Raw genomic sequence first — 18332 nt, forward strand, 5'->3', positions numbered from 1 at the left:
ACAGGGAGAGCAGCTGGTTCGTCACTGTTCCATTGTGCCTGTTCGCCGGGCCTGCCCACGCCGGGCGGCATCAGCCGTCGCGCTATGGCTGCGGGGCGACGGCGGACGGATGACGGTTTCGCGTCACAGCAGAGACCAAGACTGCGCATAGCCGATTCATAGCCAACACTCGGATACTGGTAATCATGAGCACTAGCGAGAATGAGCGAGCGGTCCGCGCACCGCGCCTGACCAGGGCGGACGGCAGCGCCATCCGGGTGCTCGTGGTCGACGACGAACCCACGCTGACCGATCTGCTCCAGATGGCGCTGCGCTATGAGGGCTGGGAGGTGCGCACGGCCGGCGGGGGGCGTCAGGCGCTCACGATCGCCCGCGAATTCCGGCCGGATGCGATCGTGCTCGACATCATGCTGCCCGACATCGACGGCCTGCAGGTGTTGCAACGCGTGCGGTCGGACGGCCACGAGACGCCCGTGCTCTTCCTCACGGCCAAGGACTCCCTCGACGACCGGCTCAAGGGGCTGACGGCTGGCGGCGACGACTACGTCACCAAACCGTTCAGCCTTGAAGAGGTCGTCGCCCGGCTCCGCGGGCTCATCCGTCGGTCCACCCTCACCGTGGCCGACTCCCTGGATCCCCGCATTTCGGTCGGCGACCTCACCCTTGACGAGGACAGCTACGAGGTGTTCCGCGGGGGAGACGCGATCGAGCTGACCGCCACCGAATTCGAACTGTTGCGCTTCCTGATGCGCAACCCCCGGCGGGTGCTCAGCAAGGCCCAGATCCTCGACCGGGTGTGGAGCTATGACTTCGGCGGCAAGTCCTCCGTCGTCGAGATCTACATCTCCTATCTGCGCAAGAAGGTCGACGCCGGCCGCGTGCCGATGATCCACACGGTGCGCGGCGCCGGCTATATGTTGAAGACCGCTTCGTGACCCCGAATTCTCCCCGCGAGCCGGGCGCTCGCCGGCGACGCGCGCCGTGGACCCTGCGCCGGCGGCTGGTTCTCGCCGTCGTCGGCCTCCTCGCCCTGGTCAGCATCGGTATCGGGATGGTCAGCGTCGCCATTCTCCGTGCCTCCCTGATCGACGGCCTCGACCAGCAGCTGCAAAGCGCGTCGGACCGGTCAGGCGCCGTGATCGACGTGCGCCGGGATGCGGACGACGAGGGCGGCAACGGGGCATTCTTCACACCGACGGCGCAGATGATCCTGTCCGGTCCGGCCCAGCAGCCTGGAACGCTGGCCCTGGTCTACGACGGCTCGACCGTCACGGCCGGCTTCACGGAGGAGGAGAGCGGCGAGATCGCCAAGCTGACCGGTGAGCAGGTGCAGTTGCTGGCCGAACAGATGCGGGAATCGACCGCGGTGACGGTGCATCTCGGCGAAGACGCCGGCAGCTACCGGGTCAGGGCCGACACGACCCGCAACGGCACCCTTTACCTGGTGGGCCTGCCGCTCTCCGGGGTGCAGAACACGGTCACCCAGCTGGGCATCATCATTGCGGTGGTCTCCCTGGTCGGCATCCTCATCGTCGCGATTCTGGCCACCTGGATCGTGCGGCTCGCCCTGCGCCCGTTGGTGCGCGTGACCGAGACGGCGGCGCGGGTGTCCGAGCTCCCCCTGGACCGTGGGGAGGTCTCGCTCGTCGACCGGGTACCGGCCGCCGACACCGACCCCCGCACCGAGGTCGGCCGGGTGGGATCGGCGCTGAACCGCATGCTCGACCACGTGGACGTGGCGCTCGAAACACGTCAGGCCAGTGAGCGCAAGGTGCGCCAGTTCGTCGCCGACGCCAGCCACGAGCTGCGCACGCCGCTGGCGTCGATCCGCGGCTACGCCGAACTCACCCGCCGCTCCGACCAGGAACTGCCGCCGGACGCGCTGCATTCCCTGGGGCGGATCGAGTCGGAATCGGTACGGATGACCGGCCTGGTCGAAGACCTGCTGCTCCTCGCCCGTCTCGACGAAGGCCGGGAGCTGGTCAGCGGCCCGGTCAACCTGACCAGCCTGATCGTGGACGTCGTCAGCGACGCCCACGCCGCCGGCCCGGGACGGATGCTGGGCCTGGAGCTGCCCGACGAGCCGGTGGAAATCGTCGGTGATGCCGCGCGGCTGCACCAGGTGTTCGCCAACCTGCTCGCCAACGCGCGTATCCACACGCCCCCCGAGACCACGGTCGACGTGGCCCTCGCTCGCCAGAACGACCGCGTCATCGTGACAGTGACGGATGACGGCCCCGGCATTCCCGAGAACCTCCGGGCCACACTGTTCGAGCGTTTCACCCGCGGCGACAGCACGCGCTACCGGGGAACGGGCAGCACGGGCCTCGGCCTGGCCATCGCCCACGCGGTCGTGGCCGCGCACCAGGGCGAGATCGAGGTCGAGAGCCGCCCCGGTTTCACGTGCTTCCGCGTCTCCCTCCCCGTCGCGCTCACCTGACCCCGTCCCGCGCCGGTGCGTGGTCTGCCCGGTCCGCCATGCGAATTCGACGGAGATTTTGCTCCAGAACAAGGTTTTGAACCCGAAACCGGCCATTTCGGGCAAAATCTCCGTCGAATTGGTTCAGGGTCGGGTTCAGGAGTCGGAGTCGGAGGCGGGCAGCGGGCAGCGGGAGGCGGGTTCGGGAATGCAGTGAATGGATGCCGATTTGCACCGGCCTCCTCCGTCCCGTATCGTGGGCGAAAGCCAAAGACCGCCGGTTATTGCCGTGTAGAAATGCACTGGCAATCGAAGGTTCATTCACGTGAACGGCCCGCGCAGGATTCGAAGTCAGATTGCATTCTTCCGGAATGCGTTCCCAGCTCCGGCGCCTGCGCCGGAGCTTTTTTCATGTCTGCTCCCCGGGCTACCGGCACATGAAACCAAGAGGAGCGCCATGGCGAACAAGGAAGCAACGGTCGCCGAGCTTACGGAGAAATTCCAGAGCTCGACCGCCGTTCTGCTCACCGAGTACCGCGGTCTCACTGTTGCGCAGCTCAAGTCGCTGCGCGTTTCCATCAGTGCGGACGCCACGTACGCCGTGGTGAAGAACACGCTGACCAAGATTGCGGCGAACAACGCCGGCATCACGTCGTTTGACGACGAGCTTGTCGGTCCGTCCGCAATCGCATTCGTTCACGGAGACCCTGTCGCCGTTGCGAAGACCCTGCGTGCCTTCACCAAGGCAAACCCTCTCCTGGTAGTGAAGGGTGGTTACTTCGACGGTAACCCGCTCACCGCCGCAGAGGTAGGCAAGCTCGCCGACCTCGAGTCCCGCGAAGTGCTGCTGGCCAAGCTGGCCGGCGCATTCAAGGCCTCGCTGTTCGGAGCCGCATATCTGTTCAACGCACCGCTGTCGAAGGCTGTTCGCACCATCGACGCGCTGCGTGAGAAGCAGGAGTCCGCGAACTAGGCATCTGCCTGGCATCGCGGTGAGTAACTAAGAAACTATAGGGAGAAAAATCATGGCAAAGCTTTCCACCGAGGAATTGCTCGAACAGTTCAAGGGCCTCACCCTCATCGAACTCTCCGAGTTCGTCAAGGCGTTCGAGGAGACCTTCGAGGTCACCGCCGCTGCACCGGTCGCCGCTGCCGGCGCTGCCGGTCCCGCCGCCCCCGTTGAAGAGGTCGAAGAGCAGTCCGCTTTCGACGTCATCCTCGAGGCTGTCGGCGACAAGAAGATCCAGGTCATCAAGGTTGTGCGCGAGCTCACCAGCCTGGGCCTCGGCGAGGCCAAGGCCGTCGTCGATGGCGCGCCGAAGGCCGTCCTCGAAGGCGTTTCCAAGGAAGCCGCTGAAAAGGGCAAGGCTGCTCTCGAAGCTGCCGGCGCCACCGCCGTCCTCAAGTAGTCGGGGCCCCGCGAGGGGTTCTCTACTTCGAGGCGTGACGGCGCAAGCCGTCCACACAGAGAAGGCGTCGCATCCATCGGATGCGGCGCCTTCTGTCGTTATGCCCGTTCCGTCAGGCCCGACGCACGGTGTCAGCCCCCGTGGGTGAGCCGTGGGCCGCTGGTGCTCGAGCGGATGACCAGGTTCGTGGGCAGCCGGGTCAGGTGATCCTCGTCGCCGTGCTGAGTGGGGTTCTCCAATTCCGTCAGGAGGGCCTGCACCGCGAGCCGGCCCTGTGTGCGCGGGTGCTGCTCGAGAGTGGTCAGACGGAACATATCGGCATACGGATGTCCGTCGATGCCGATCACGGACAGGTCGGCCGGCACCTGGATGCCCAGTTCCCTGGCGGCGACGATCAAACCGATCGCGATCTCGTCGCTCGCGGCGAAGACCGCGGTGGGGCGGGTGCGCGGGTCGCCGAACACGGCGAGGCCCACCTCGTAGCCGCCCGGCATCGTGAACTCGCAGGCGTAGAACAGGCCCGAGCGTTCGGTGGGCAGGCCGGCGGCGCTCATGGCGGCGTAGAAACCGGTGAGCCGGTTGCTGTGCACCTGGAAGTCCATCTCGTCTTCTTTGCTGCCGCCGATGTGCACGATGTCCGTGTGCCCCAGGCTGAGCAGGTGCTCGGTGGCGAGCCGGGCCGCGGCAACGTCGTCGATGGCGATCGTGTCCACGCCGCGGATGGGTCCGCCGATTCCGACCAGCGGGCGGCCCAGACGGTGCAGCAGGGTGACCTCCTCATCGCTGAGCGCCACACCGACTGAGATCACTCCGTCGAAGCGTTTGCGCGCGAGGAAGTACTCGAAGACCCGCTCCCGTTCGGGTGAGGGTGCCGGCAGGTTGTAGAGGGTCATGTCATATCCCGCGTCCAGCAGCGCCTGTTCCATGCTTTCCAGAACCTCGGAGAAAAACCAGCGGCTGATGAACGGGATGATCACGCCGATGCTCTTGGTTCGGCCGGTGACGAGGCTGGCCGCGTTGGGTGAAGCGACGTAACCGATCTCCCTGGCTGCGGCGATGACCTTGATCCGGGTCTGCTCCGACACATAGCCACGACCGCTCAGGGCACGGGAGGCTGTGGCCTTCGCGACGCCGGCGAGGCGTGCGACATCCGCAATTGCGCTCATTCCAGCCTCCGCCCTTGGACCCGTTTCCAACACTGTACAGCTCTGGCAGGCCCGCTGGAACCGGTTCCACTATATCCGCCGGAATGCGACACGTCCCGCGGAACGAACTTTCGAAGGTGTCGTGGCGGGAGTGCGATCTTTGCCATTCCGTGACAAATCTGGTCTTGCGATTCGGCCCCGCGTACCGTAACTTGTGGTGTGGAACCGGTTCCTTATCTGATCGTTTTCGGCACACAAGCTGTTCCTGCAGCACCTGGGTGTTTGTCCGGGGATATCCCCGGCGCATCTTCATCAAACTCAACGAGGAGGAAAAATGCGGTCATTCCACCGCCGAATCACAGCACCCATCGCCATTGCGGCGATCGCCGGTCTGACCTTGGCCGGCTGTTCCGGTGGCCCCGGCAGCACGAACACCGACTCCGGAGCTGAAGGCGACGGCGTCGTCTCCGTCTACGGCACCATCGGTGACACCGAGGCCAAGCTCCTCGAGAAGTCCTGGGCTGCCTGGGAAGAAGAGAACAACATCGACATCCAGTACGAGGCGTCGAAGGAGTTCGAGGCTCAGATCGCCATCCGCGCCCAGGGTGGCAGTGCTCCCGACATCGCGATCTTCCCGCAGCCCGGACTGATGGCCGACCTTGCCAGCCGCGACTTCCTCAAGCCTGCCCCGAAGGCCGTCGAAGACAACGTCGACGAGTTCTGGTCCAAGGACTGGAAGGCCTACGGCACCGTCGGGGACACGTTCTACGGCGCGCCACTGATGGCCAGCGTCAAGGGCTTCATCTGGTACTCCCCGGCTAAGTTCACCGAGTGGGGTGTCGAAGTTCCCGAGACCTGGGACGAACTCCTCGCCGTGACGAAGACTATCCAGGAGAAGACCGGCAGCGCCCCGTGGTGCGCCGGATTCGGCTCGGGCGACGCCACCGGCTGGCCGGGCACGGACTGGGTCGAAGACCTCGTCCTGCGTCAGGCCGGAGCGGAGACCTACGACAAGTGGGTTGCCAACGAGATCCCGTTCACGGACCCCGCAATCAAGGCCGCCTTCGACTCCGTCGGAGAGATCCTGCTGAACCCTGCCAACGTCAACGCCACGTTCGGTGATGTCCGCTCGATCAACAGCACCCCGTTCGGTGACGTGGCCACGCCGCTCGCCGCAGGAACCTGCGCGCTGCACCACCAGGCATCCTTCTTCGACGGCTTCATCACGGATGCCGGCGGAGAGGTCGGTCCCGACGGTGACGTCTGGGCCTTCATCACCCCGGCCGAAGAGGCCGGCAGCCAAGCCGTGACCGGTGGTGGCGAGATCGTCGCCGCATTCGCGGATGACGCCGACACCCAGGCCGTTCAGACGTACCTCTCCAGCGACGACTGGGCGAATAGCCGGGTGAGCCTCGGTGGAGTCATCAGCGCCAACTCGGGTCTTGACCCGGCCAACGCGAAGAGCCCCATCCTGCAGGAAGCCATCAAGATCCTTCAGGACCCGGAGACCACCTTCCGCTTTGACGCCTCCGACCTGATGCCCGGCTCCGTGGGCGCCGGCACCTTCTGGAAGGGAATGGTCAACTGGATCAACGGAGCCCCGACCGACGAGGTTCTCACCAGCATCGAAGCCGGCTGGCCCTCCAGCTAGTTCAATTCGGAACCAGCTCATCTAACAGCACCACAACCGTGCGGGTCGTCCTCCTGAAAAGGGGCGACCCGCACTCCCCTGCTGGTGTACCGTGGCGGTAGTTTTCCGCCCCACCAGCAAACTGTGAGCCCGCAGTCGTACTCGAGAGGTTTCATATGTCGGCGTTCCTTGCCTGGCTGGCTGACTTGCCGCCCCTGGTCCAAGTCCCCATCATCATCCTCGCGTTCGTCGCCCTGGTGGCCGCGATCCTGTTCTTCGTCGAGATAGCCCCGCGCAAGGGCACCGGCTACACCGTCATCCGTCTCGCCGTCTGCGTCGCCGCCCCGCTGCTCATCCTGCTCGCCGCGGGATCGTACTGGTGGGCCATCGCCGCGGCCGCCGTTCTCGGCGGAGTCTTCTTCATCGTCGACTACCGCTCACGCTCCGGCGCCGGCTACCTCTTCCAGCTCTTCGGCTTCCTCGCTCCGGCCATCTTGCTCCTCATCGTCGGACTCATCATCCCGACCATCCAGACCACGGTGCAGGCGTTCATGAACTCCCGCGGAACCGAGTTCATCGGCCTCGACAACTTCGTCTGGGTGTTCACCCAGCCGGAGGCCATCCGCACGGTGCTCAACACGATCGTCTGGGTGCTCATCACTCCGCTCGTGTCTACGATCGCCGGCCTGGCCTACGCGGTCTTCATCGACAAGAGCCGCGGCGAGAAGTACTTCAAGATCATGGTCTTCATGCCCATGGCCATCTCTTTCGTCGGGGCGTCCATCATCTGGCGCTTCGTCTACACGGCCCGGCCGGCCGACCAGAACCAGATCGGCCTGCTCAACCAGGTTGTGGTGTGGTTCGGCGGCCAGCCCGTCGACTTCCTCGCCAACGCACCCTGGAACACGGTCTTCCTGATCGTCGTGCTGATCTGGGTGCAGACCGGATTCGCCATGGTCGTGCTCTCCGCCGCCATCAAGGGCGTGCCTGCCGAGCAGATGGAGGCCGCCGAACTCGACGGCACCAACGCCTGGCAGAAGTTCACCAACGTCACGGTGCCTGGCATCCGCGGCGCCCTCGTCGTCGTGTTGACGACGATCTCTATCGCCTCCCTCAAGGTCTTCGACATCGTCCGGACCATGACCGCAGGCGCCAACGACACCAGCGTCATCGCGAACGAGATGTACACGCAGTTCAAGAACTTCGAGCAGGGCCGGTCCGCCGCCTTCGCCGTGATCCTGTTCCTGCTCGTGCTCCCGATCGTCGTCTACAACGCCCGCCAGATTCAGAAGCAGAGGGAAATCCGATGAGCGCGATTCTTCCGGTTGAGCTCCCCGTCGACAAAAACACCAAGAGCCAAACTCGCCGAGGCGAGCGCCGTCAGGAGTTCGCGGCGGCCAAGCGCACCAAGAAGCGGTTGACCAGCCGAGGCGCCACGATCGCGGCGCTCGTGATCGCCGTGCTCTGGACCGTTCCGACCTTCGGGCTCTTCGTCTCCTCCTTCCGCCCGGCGCAGGAGGTACGCACCACCGGCTGGTGGACGCTCTTCTCGAACTGGGGTCTGACCATCGATAACTACAGCGATGTGCTCCAGGCCGGCAACAGTCAGCTGAATCTGGCCGGTGCGTTCATCAACTCGATCGCGATCACCCTGCCGGCCACACTGCTGCCGCTGATCATCGCCAGCCTCGCGGCCTACGCATTCGCCTGGATCGACTTCCGCGGCAAGAACGTGCTGTTCATCGCGGTATTCGCGCTGCAGATCGTTCCGCTGCAGATGGCCCTCGTGCCGCTCCTGCAGTTCTTCTCGCTGGGTGAGGTCTTCGGCTTCCCGGTGGTCTCCTCGATCAGCGACGCCGGCGGCTACTCGCAGGTGTGGATCGCGCACACGATGTTCGCCCTGCCGCTCGCCATCTACCTGCTGCACAACTTCGTGTCGGAGATTCCCGCCGACGTCATCGAGGCGGCGCGGGTCGACGGCGCCGGTCACGGGCAGATCTTCTTCCGCATCGTGCTGCCGCTGACCATGCCGGCGATCGCATCCTTCGCCATCTTCCAGTTCCTATGGGTCTGGAACGACCTGCTCGTGGCGCTGATCTTCGCGGACGGTGCGGTGGCCCCGATGACCAAGCTACTGGCCGAGATCACCGGTACCCGAGGCCAGGACTGGCACCTGCTCACTGCCGGCGCGTTCATCTCGATCCTGGTTCCGCTGATCGTGTTCTTCTCCCTGCAGCGCTACTTCGTGCGCGGCCTGCTGGCCGGTTCGACGAAGGGCTAGCCGCATCAGCGACTGTGCCCGTACCGCCGCTGGCGCCCACCCGGGCCGCCGGTGTCCGGAACGGGCACATTTGTGTGCCGCGCGGGAGTTTAGAGTGAATTCATGAGTGGAATGCACGGTGGCGGCGGCGGTCGACGGGGGCGGGTCAGCGGCGCGGATGTCGTGGCGCAGCGGGCCGAGAACGCCGAGGCCCCGCGCATCCCGAATCTGCTTCGCCGGATCATCGGCCTGTTCGCGCCGCACCGCGCGAAGCTCACGGTCACCGTGGTTCTCGTATTCATCAGCGCGGCGCTCTCCGTCGTGCCGCCCCTGCTCGTGCAGCGGGCCTTCGACGAGGGGCTCTTCCCGCCCGGCGGCAGCCCGGACGTGCAGCGTCTCGCCGTGCTCGTGGGGGTGATGATCGCCATCTACCTGGGGACGCAGTTGCTCGGCGTCTGGCAGACCTGGCTCACCGCCACGGTCGGCAACTCGGTGATGGGTGCCCTCCGGGTGCGCCTGTTCACCCACTTGCAGGCGATGGAACTGAGCTTCTTCACGCGAACGAAGACGGGCGTCATCCAATCCAGGCTGCAGAACGATGTCGGCGGCGTCGCGAGCGTGCTCACCAACACCATCTCCAGTCTGCTCGGCAACGCCGTGACCGTGATCGCGGCGCTCGTCGCGATGCTCCTGCTGAGCTGGCAGCTGGCGATCGTCGCCATCATCCTGATGCCCGTGCTCGTCTTTGCCCAGCGCCGGGTCGGCCAGGTGCGGGCCCGCATCGCGTCCAGGACGCAGGAGTCGCTTTCGGATATGACGGCGATCACGCAGGAGACGCTGAGCGTGTCCGGCATCCTGCTCTCGAAAAGCTTCACCCGTCAGAAGACCGAGATCCATCGGTATGCCGACGAGAACGCCAACCAGGTCAAGTTGCAGATCAGCCAGCAGATGAGCGGCCAATGGTTCTTCGCCACGGTGAGCATCTTTCTGTCCAGTATCCCGGCGATCGTCTACCTCGTGGCCGGTCTGCTGATGGGCAGCGGAACGACCGACATCACGGCGGGCACGATCGTGGCCTTCACGACCGTGCAGTCACGGCTGCTGTTCCCGCTGCTCGGCCTGATGCGCGTCGCCCTCGACCTGCAGACCTCGAGCGCCCTGTTCGCCCGCATCTTCCAGTACCTCGACCTTCGGCCCGCGATCCGCGACGCCCCCGACGCCGCTCCGGTGCCGGCCCGCGGCGAGGCCGTCGGCCGGGTCGCCTTCGACGGGGTCACCTTCGCCTACCCGGATGCCGGCGCGGAATCGCGTCCCACCCTGGACGACGTCTCCTTCACGATCGAGCCCGGCCAGTTCGCGGCCTTCGTCGGCCCGTCCGGGGCAGGCAAGACCACCGTGTCCTATCTGATCCCGCGCTTCTACGAGGCCTCGGCCGGGCGGGTACTCTTCTCCGGCGTCGAGGTGCAGGGCCTCCAGCAGCAGTCCCTCGTCTCCCACATCGGCATCGTCAGCCAGGAGACCTACCTCTTCCACGCGACCATCGCCGAGAACCTCCGTTACGCGAAACCGGAGGCGACGGATGCCGAGCTCGAGGCCGCGGCCCGGTCGGCGAGTATCCACGACACGATCGCATCCTTCCCCGCCGGCTACGACACCCTGGTGGGGGAGCGCGGCTACCGGCTCTCCGGCGGCGAGAAGCAGCGCATCGCCATCGCGCGGGTGCTGCTCAAGGACCCCGAGGTGCTGATCCTCGACGAGGCCACCAGCGCCCTAGACGCCATCTCCGAGCGCGTCGTTCAGGCGGCCCTGGACACCGCTTCCCGCGGGCGTACGACCATCGCCATCGCGCACCGGCTGTCGACCATCGTGTCCGCCGACGTCATCTTCGTCGTCGACGCCGGCCGGATCGTAGAGAGGGGCACCCACGCCGAACTGCTCGCCGACGATGGCGTCTACGCGCGGCTGTACTCGGAGCAGGTCACGTCGCCGACGCCCACGGCACCCACTCCGCTCACGCCGATAGAGTTGACCCGGCTCGAATCCGTGACGAAGAACCCTCGATGAAGGACTCTCGATGAAAATTGCCGACACCGTTCTCGACCTCATCGGTGACACCCCCCTGGTCAGGCTGCACAAGGTGACGGCTGACGTCAGCGCCACAGTGCTGGTCAAGCTGGAGTACCTGAACCCGGGCGGCTCCGCGAAGGACCGCATTGCGGTGCGTATCATCGATGCCGCCGAACGGGACGGCCTCCTGCTTCCCGGCGGCACCATCGTCGAGCCGACCTCGGGCAACACGGGCGTCGGCCTCGCTCTCGTTGCCCAGCAACGCGGCTACAAGTGCGTGTTCGTGCTACCGGACAAGGTGGGCGAAGACAAGCGCAACGTGCTCACGGCCTACGGCGCGGAGATTGTGGTGACCCCGACATCCGTCGCTCCCGACCACCCTGACTCCTATTACAGCGTGTCCGACCGGCTGGCCCGGGAGATCCCGGGGGCTTTCAAGCCCAACCAGTACTTCAACCCGAACGGCCCGCTCAGCCACTACGAGACGACCGGGCCCGAGATTTGGCGCGACACCGACGGCACGGTCACCCACTTCGTCGCGGGCGTCGGCACCGGCGGCACCATCACCGGTACCGGACGGTACCTGCGCGAGGTCTCGGGAGAGAGCGTGCGCATCATCGGCGCCGATCCGGAGGGCTCGGTGTACTCCGGTGGCACCGGCCGGCCGTATCTGGTCGAGGGCGTGGGCGAGGACTTCTGGCCGGGCGCCTACGACCCGGAGGTCGTGCACGAGGTGATCGCCGTCTCCGACGCCGACTCCTTCGCGATGACCCGCCGGCTCGCCCTCGAAGAGGGCATTCTGGTCGGCGGTTCGAGCGGCATGGCCGTCGTCGCAGCCCTGCGCGCGGCGAGAACCCTCGGCGCCGACAACACCATCGTCGTGCTGCTGCCCGACGGCGGGCGCGGCTACCTGGGCAAGATCTTCAATGACGGCTGGATGCGCAGCTACGGTTTCAGTAACGCGCCCACCGGGCACACGGTCGGCGACCTGCTCTCGTCCAAGACCGGCGCCCTGCCGCCGTTCGTCTACGTGCACCCCAGCGCCACGGTGCACGACGCCATCGGAGTCATGACCGAGGCCAGCGTCTCCCAGGTGCTGGTGCTCACCGAAAAGCCCCCGGTGGTGATGGGCGAGGTCGTCGGCGCGGTCGACGAACGCCGGCTGATGGAACTCGTCTTCTCCGGCGAAGCGAAACTGGCCGACCGCGTCGGCGAGTTCGTCGGCGACTCCCTCCCGCTGATCGGGGTGAACGAGCCCGTCGCGGCCGCGCGCGCCGCCTTCGCCGGCCACGATGCGCTCCTCGTCACAGACGGCGGAAAACCCCTCGGCGTCATCACCCGCCACGACCTGCTCACCTACCTGAGCGCCTGAACAGCATGACTAAGGACGAATCAATGGCTCGCACACGAAACTTCGACACCATCGCCATCCACGCGGGGCAGGAATTCGACCCGACGACCGGCGCCGTGATCCCGCCCATCTACCAGACGTCCACGTATGTGCAGGAGAGCATCGGCCACCTGCGCGGCGGCTACGAGTACAGCCGCGGCGGCAACCCGACCCGCACCGTGCTTGAGACCCTGCTGGCCGCGCTGGAGGGCGGAAAGCACGGCCTCTCCTTCGCCAGCGGGCTCGCCGCGGAGGACACCATCCTGCGCGCGCTGCTCGCACCGGGCGACCACATCGTGCTCGGCAACGACGTCTATGGCGGCACGCACCGGCTGATCAACCGGGTGCACGGTGCCTGGGGCATCCTCAACTCCACCGTGGAGATGAGCGACCTCGCCGCCGTCGAACAGGCCATCATCCCGGGCGAGACGAAGATCCTCTGGGTGGAGACGCCCAGCAATCCGCTGATGAAGGTCTGCGACATCGCCGCTCTGGCCCGGATCGGCCACCGCTTCGGCGTGACCGTGATCGTGGACAACACGTTCGCCTCGCCCGCGCTGCAGCAGCCGCTGGCCTTGGGGGCCGACGTCGTCGTGCATTCCACCACGAAGTACCTCGGTGGCCACTCCGACGTGCTCGGCGGCGCCCTGATCATCAACGACGACGAGCTCGCCGAGAAGGCCCAGTTCCTGCAGTTCGCCGCCGGCCCCGTCTCGGCCCCGATGGATGCCTGGCTCACCGTGCGCGGAATCAAGACCCTCTCGGTGCGGATGGACCGCCACTGCAGCAACGCCCAGGCGATCGCCGAGCACCTGCAGGGCCACCCGGCGATCGACCGGGTCTACTACCCCGGCCTGCCGACGCACCCGGGCCACGAGCTGGCGAAGAAGCAGATGAGCGGCTTCGGCGGCATGCTGTCGATCTCCTTCGTGGGCGGCGCGGCCGCGGCGCGTTCCTTCGCCGAGGCCACGCAGCTGTTCCAGCTGGCCGAATCGCTCGGCGGCGTGGAATCGCTGGTCAACTACCCCTCCGAGATGACCCACGCATCGGTTCGCGGCACCGAACTCGAAGTGGCGGACAACATCATCCGTCTGTCCGTGGGCATCGAAGGCGTCGCCGACCTCATCGACGACATCGACCGGGCGCTCGCGGCCGTCTAGGCGGACAGGTCCGTACAGCCGCGGCGGCCGTGGCTGCCGTGGCTGATGAGGCGTCGCGGCTCAGGGAGAGCACCTCCGCTTCGAACGAATTCGACGGAGATTTTGCCCAAATCGGCACTGAATGGGCCAAGAGAGCGGTTACACGCGAAAATCTCCGTCGAATTGGTTTGATACCGGGTGCGGCGGGCCCGACGCAGGGTGTGGGTGTGGGTGTGAATGTGACGGTGGCGGTGGCCGTGCGGTTGGTAGAGCGTTGAGAGTCGGCGCGCAGGGCATCATATTCTGTTAGATGAATCAAGCCCGGCTCATCATGCCTGCGGCGGCATTCGTCGTGGATCCGCTGCGTTTGCCCGGTCACCCCCTCGCAGGGGGCACGGCAGGAGTCCGCAGTGAGGTGCTTCGCGCAGCCTTATCGGAGTGCATACTTGATTTGCGTTCACAATTGTGACCGTGCACATGCCAACAAGGTCTTCCTGTGACTATCGATCTGCCCAAGGGGCGTGCCCCGAGCATCCGTGATGTGGCGCGCCTCGCGGGGGTCTCGCATCAGACCGTTTCGCGCGTGCTCAACGACCACCCCAGCATCCGTGATTCCACCAAGGCGAAGGTGTTGCAGGTCATGGAAGACCTGCAGTACCGGCCGAACCGGGCGGCCCGCGCACTGTCGCGCGGGCGTTCGCGCACCATCGGCCTGCTCTCGGCGGAGAGTGCCTACGGGCCGGCGAGCAGCATCGCCGCCATCCAGGACGCCGCCCAGGAAGCCGGCTATTACGTCAACACCGCGAACCTCACATCCGTCGACACGGAGTCGATCGAGGCGGCGCTGGAGCACCTAATGAACCAGTCCGTGGAGGGCATCGTCGTGATCGCGCCGCAGGTGCGGGTCTTCGACGCTCTGGAACAGCTGTCCATCGACGTGCCGTTCGTCACCCTGCAGTCCACCGGCCGCCTCGACAATTCCCTGTCCGTCGACCAGATGACCGGTGCCAGACAGGCCACGCGGCACCTGATCGACCTCGGCCATCGGAGCATCTACCACCTTGCCGGACCCCAGGACTGGATCGAGGCCGAGGCTCGAATGCGCGGCTTCCTCGACGAGATGTGGGAAATGGATGTGCCGACCATGGCGCCGATTCTGGGCGACTGGACCGCCGATTTCGGATACCGTGCCGGACGAGAACTGCTCCGGAGGCGGGACTTCACGGCCATCTTCGCGTCGAATGATCTGATGGCGCTCGGGTTCATGCACGCCTGCCGGGAGGCGGGCCTCGACCTGCCGCGCGACATGAGTATCGTCGGCTACGACGATATTCCCGAAGCGGCACACTTCTGGCCACCGCTCACGACAGTGCGCCAGGACTTCGCCGAACTCGGGCGGCGGTGCATCGCCCTTCTGCTCAGCAACCTCAGCGGCGGGGTACCGATCGAGCGGAGCGACCCGATCATTCCCGAGCTCATCGTGCGCGGCTCGACCGCACCGCCCGCGTTCTGAGTTCGGCACATGCGCGACCTCGCCTCGATCACCCGGTGAAGGGTTCGCTCTCCCCCGCGACTCTCTCCGGAGTTCCTTGAGTGCATTGTCGAGCAGTTCCCCGTTTCCGCACAGCATTACAGAAGTGGTAAGCCGCCCGCCGGTACCGTCCGCGAGCCGGCTGGGCTCGCCGGAATGTCCTGACCTCCGACCCCGCTCAGGGGAGCAACAGCCTGTTACGCAAGCGTGACAAAACGAAACTTGACACCGGGACTGTCACCGGGTCTATAGTGTCAATGTGATCGGTCACATGGACTCGATTTTCAGCACTTTTTTCCAAACGCATGACATTGAGGTCAAGCTTGTGAGCACACTTTTCCACCTGCCCGGCAGGTCTGCTGCCGCCCTGCTGAGCGGGAGCGGAATGATCCTTCGCGCGTCCATTCCGTTGTCGGTATGGGATACCAGCAGCGGCCCCCGGCCGTGAGGAGTCCAACGATGTCCACTGACCACGTAATCCTTGAGATGCGGTCCATCACCAAGGAGTTTCCCGGGGTCAAGGCCCTGTCGGACGTCTCCATCACGGTGAATCGCGGCGAGATCCACGCGATCTGCGGCGAGAACGGTGCCGGCAAGTCCACCCTGATGAAAGTGCTCTCCGGGGTCTACCCCTCCGGCACATACACGGGCGACATCATCTACCAGGGTCAGAACGTGCACTTCAAGGACATCCGCTCGAGCGAAGAAGCGGGCATCGTCATCATCCACCAGGAACTTGCGCTCATTCCGGAACTCTCCATCACCGAGAACATCTTCCTCGGCAACGAGCCGACCAAGTGGGGTGCAATCGACTGGATCACCGCCAAGAAGACGGCGCTCGAGTTGCTGGCGCGCGTCGGGCTGCGGGACGACCCCGACACCCTGATCAAGAACATCGGCGTCGGCAAGCAGCAGCTGGTCGAGATCGCCAAGGCCCTCAACAAGTCGGTCAAGGTGCTCATCCTCGATGAGCCGACCGCGGCCCTGAACGAATCGGACTCCATGCATCTGCTGGACCTGATCCGCGGGCTGAAGGGCAAGGGAATCAGCTCGATCATGATCTCCCACAAGCTCAACGAGATCGAACAGGTCGCAGACTCGATCACGATCATCCGCGACGGCAAGACGATCGAAACCCTGAATGTCGTGGCCGACGGAGTCAACGAAGACCGGATCATCCGGGGCATGGTCGGGCGCAGCCTGGAGAGCCGTTTCCCGGACCGCACACCGCACATCGGCGAGGTCTTCTTCGAGGTGCGTGACTGGACCGTGCAGCACCCGCAGGTCGCCGAGCGCATGGTCGTGAAGGGTTCCAGCCTGAACGTGCGCAAGGGTGAGATCGTGGGCATCGCCGGCCTGATGGGCGCCGGGCGCACCGAACTGGCGATGAGCATCTTCGGGCGCTCCTACGGCAACTTCCTTTCCGGCCACCTCTACAAGGACGGAAAGGAAATCGTCCTGAAAAGCGTGGCCGACGCGATCGACCACGGCCTCGCCTATGTGAGCGAGGACCGCAAGGCACTCGGCCTGAACCTGCTCGACGACATCAAGCGTTCCGTCGTCTCGGCCAAGCTCTCGAAGATCTCGGCCGGGCAGGTCGTGAACGACTCCAAAGAATTCGGAATCGCCGAGGAATACCGCAAAAGCCTGCGGATCAAGACACCCAGCGTCAATGCGGGCGTCTCCAAACTCTCCGGCGGCAACCAGCAGAAAGTCGTTCTGGCCAAGTGGATGTTCACGGACCCTGACCTGCTGATCCTGGACGAGCCGACCCGTGGCATCGACGTCGGCGCGAAATACGAGATTTACGGCATCATCCAGCAGCTCGCCGAACAGGGCAAGGGAGTCATCCTGATCTCTTCTGAGCTCCCGGAGCTCCTCGGCCTCGCCGACCGGATCTACACGGTCTTCGAGGGTGCGATCACCGACTGCATCCCGGCGGAGTCCGCCGATCCCGAAACCCTGATGAAAAGTATGACCTCCGCACGGAAGAAGGTTCAGAGCATATGAGTGAAGACACGAGTACCCGCAAAGGCGCTCTTGGTGATCTGAAGAAGATCTTCGGCAGCGGCAGCTCGAACCTGCGGCAGTTCGGCATCCTCTTCAGCCTGATCGCCATCATTCTGCTCTTCCAGTACCTGACCGACGGACTGACGCTGTCGTCCGGCAACCTGATCAACCTGGTCAGCCAGTACTCCTATATCCTCATCCTCGCCATCGGCATGGTCATGGTGATCATCGCCGGCCACATCGACCTGTCGGTCGGATCCGTTGCCGCTTTCGTCGGCATCGTGGTGGCCACCGCGATGCGGGACTGGAACTTCCCGTGGCCGCTGGCCATCCTGCTCGGGCTGTTCGTGGGAATGCTGATCGGCGCCTGGCAAGGCGCGTGGGTTGCCTACGTCGGGGTTCCCGCCTTCATCGTCACCCTGGCCGGCATGCTCATCTTCCGCGGCGGCAACCAGGTCATCGGTAACGCCAACACGGTCCCCGTTCCTGACGGCTTCACGATCATCGGCTCCGGCTACCTTCCTGAGGTCGGCCCGAACACGGGCTACAACAACCTGACCCTGCTTCTGGGACTCATCATCGTGGTCGCGGTCGTCTACTCCGAATGGCGTGCCCGCCGGGTTCAGAAGATCATGGGTTCGACGCCCGCACCGCTGTGGGTGAGCATTGTGAAGGTCGTCCTCCTCTGTGCCGTCATCGTCTACGCATCCGTCCTCTTCGCCGGTGGCCGCGTCGGCACAAGCTTCCCGGTCTCCGGAATCATCCTCGGAGTGCTCGTTCTCTTCTACGCGTTCGTCACTCGTAACACGATTTTCGGCCGTCACGTCTACGCGGTCGGCGGCAACAAGCTCGCCGCCGAACTCTCGGGGGTCAAGTCCCGTCGGGTGAACTTCCTCGTCATGATGAACATGTCGATCCTCTCGGCCCTGGCCGGCATGATTTTCGTCGCCCGCTCGGTGGCCTCCGGCCCGCAGGACGGCCTCAGCTGGGAGCTCGACGCGATCGCCGCCGTGTTCATCGGTGGCGCGGCCGTGTCCGGCGGAATCGGAACCGTCGTCGGCTCCATCATCGGTGGGCTCGTCATGGCGGTGCTGAACAACGGCCTGCAGCTGCTGGGCGTCGGCTCCGACTGGGTTCAGATCATCAAGGGCATGGTGCTCCTGGTGGCCGTGGGTGTCGACGTGTGGAACAAAAGCCAGGGTCGTCCCTCGATCATCGGCCTCCTGACCCGCAAGAAGAAGACCGCCGAATTCCCGGCGGAGCCGCCCCTGGTCGTGCCCGACACGGGCACCCCGGAGAGCGCGCGGCCGCAGGCCACGCGCCCCAATTAGC

General features: G+C 65.4%; 14 protein-coding genes. 13 read left to right on the plus strand and 1 reads right to left on the minus strand.

The features are described from left to right. The first annotated feature begins 185 nt into the window (after window positions 1-185). The 4 genes from CXY82_RS07680 to rplL all read left to right on the plus strand — a co-directional run bounded on the left by CXY82_RS07680 (window position 186) and on the right by rplL (window position 3828). The gene (locus tag CXY82_RS07680; RefSeq protein WP_104170397.1) at window positions 186-935 is read left to right on the plus strand and encodes a response regulator transcription factor; all 750 of its coding nucleotides are present in this window, start codon (window positions 186-188) and stop codon (window positions 933-935) included. Continuing rightward, the gene (locus tag CXY82_RS07685; RefSeq protein WP_233199249.1) at window positions 932-2440 is read left to right on the plus strand and encodes a cell wall metabolism sensor histidine kinase WalK; all 1509 of its coding nucleotides are present in this window, start codon (window positions 932-934) and stop codon (window positions 2438-2440) included. The genes CXY82_RS07680 and CXY82_RS07685 overlap by 4 nt, the downstream gene beginning before the upstream one ends. Before the next feature lie 436 nt (window positions 2441-2876). Then, window positions 2877-3392, plus strand: a complete 516-nt coding sequence (rplJ, locus tag CXY82_RS07690) for a 50S ribosomal protein L10 (protein WP_104100771.1) — start codon at window positions 2877-2879, stop codon at window positions 3390-3392. Window positions 3393-3444: 52 nt separating this feature from the next. Beyond that, complete coding sequence (gene rplL / locus CXY82_RS07695) at window positions 3445-3828, plus strand: 50S ribosomal protein L7/L12 (RefSeq protein WP_104100772.1); 384 nt, start codon at window positions 3445-3447, stop codon at window positions 3826-3828. Window positions 3829-3959: 131 nt separating this feature from the next. On the opposite strand, the gene CXY82_RS07700 is transcribed toward rplL, so the two are convergent. Further along, window positions 3960-4994, minus strand: coding sequence for a LacI family DNA-binding transcriptional regulator (locus CXY82_RS07700; RefSeq protein WP_104170398.1), 1035 nt, complete (start codon window positions 4992-4994; stop codon window positions 3960-3962). Window positions 4995-5307: 313 nt separating this feature from the next. Here CXY82_RS07700 and CXY82_RS07705 point away from each other — a divergent pair, with 313 nt between their 5' ends. From CXY82_RS07705 to mmsB, 9 genes are all read left to right on the plus strand, one after another. Further along, complete coding sequence (locus tag CXY82_RS07705) at window positions 5308-6624, plus strand: ABC transporter substrate-binding protein (RefSeq protein ID WP_104100774.1); 1317 nt, start codon at window positions 5308-5310, stop codon at window positions 6622-6624. 155 nt (window positions 6625-6779) lie between these two features. Then, on the plus strand, window positions 6780-7913 hold the full coding sequence (locus CXY82_RS07710; RefSeq protein WP_104170399.1) for a carbohydrate ABC transporter permease: 1134 nt from the start codon (window positions 6780-6782) through the stop codon (window positions 7911-7913). Continuing rightward, complete coding sequence (locus tag CXY82_RS07715) at window positions 7910-8884, plus strand: carbohydrate ABC transporter permease (protein ID WP_104170400.1); 975 nt, start codon at window positions 7910-7912, stop codon at window positions 8882-8884. The genes CXY82_RS07710 and CXY82_RS07715 overlap by 4 nt, the downstream gene beginning before the upstream one ends. A 102-nt stretch (window positions 8885-8986) precedes the next feature. Further along, window positions 8987-10927 (plus strand): ABC transporter ATP-binding protein, encoded by a 1941-nt coding sequence (locus CXY82_RS07720; RefSeq protein WP_104170401.1) that lies wholly within the window; start codon window positions 8987-8989, stop codon window positions 10925-10927. Between the two features lie 10 nt (window positions 10928-10937). Continuing rightward, window positions 10938-12302: a cystathionine beta-synthase gene (locus CXY82_RS07725; protein ID WP_104170402.1), complete on the plus strand. Its 1365-nt coding sequence runs from the start codon at window positions 10938-10940 to the stop codon at window positions 12300-12302. 23 nt (window positions 12303-12325) lie between these two features. Continuing rightward, window positions 12326-13480 (plus strand): cystathionine gamma-synthase, encoded by a 1155-nt coding sequence (locus CXY82_RS07730; protein WP_104170403.1) that lies wholly within the window; start codon window positions 12326-12328, stop codon window positions 13478-13480. A gap of 475 nt (window positions 13481-13955) precedes the next feature. Then, window positions 13956-14972 (plus strand): LacI family DNA-binding transcriptional regulator, encoded by a 1017-nt coding sequence (locus tag CXY82_RS07735; RefSeq protein ID WP_104170404.1) that lies wholly within the window; start codon window positions 13956-13958, stop codon window positions 14970-14972. Between the two features lie 477 nt (window positions 14973-15449). Next, window positions 15450-17000 (plus strand): multiple monosaccharide ABC transporter ATP-binding protein, encoded by a 1551-nt coding sequence (gene mmsA / locus CXY82_RS07740; RefSeq protein WP_104170405.1) that lies wholly within the window; start codon window positions 15450-15452, stop codon window positions 16998-17000. Then, window positions 16997-18331: a multiple monosaccharide ABC transporter permease gene (mmsB, locus tag CXY82_RS07745; protein WP_104170406.1), complete on the plus strand. Its 1335-nt coding sequence runs from the start codon at window positions 16997-16999 to the stop codon at window positions 18329-18331. The genes mmsA and mmsB overlap by 4 nt, the downstream gene beginning before the upstream one ends. Window position 18332: the final 1 nt, after the last annotated feature.

Origin of the sequence: Cryobacterium sp. M23 (genome assembly GCF_002929655.1) — a bacterium.
Classification (GTDB): Bacteria; Actinomycetota; Actinomycetes; order Actinomycetales; family Microbacteriaceae; genus Cryobacterium; species Cryobacterium sandaracinum.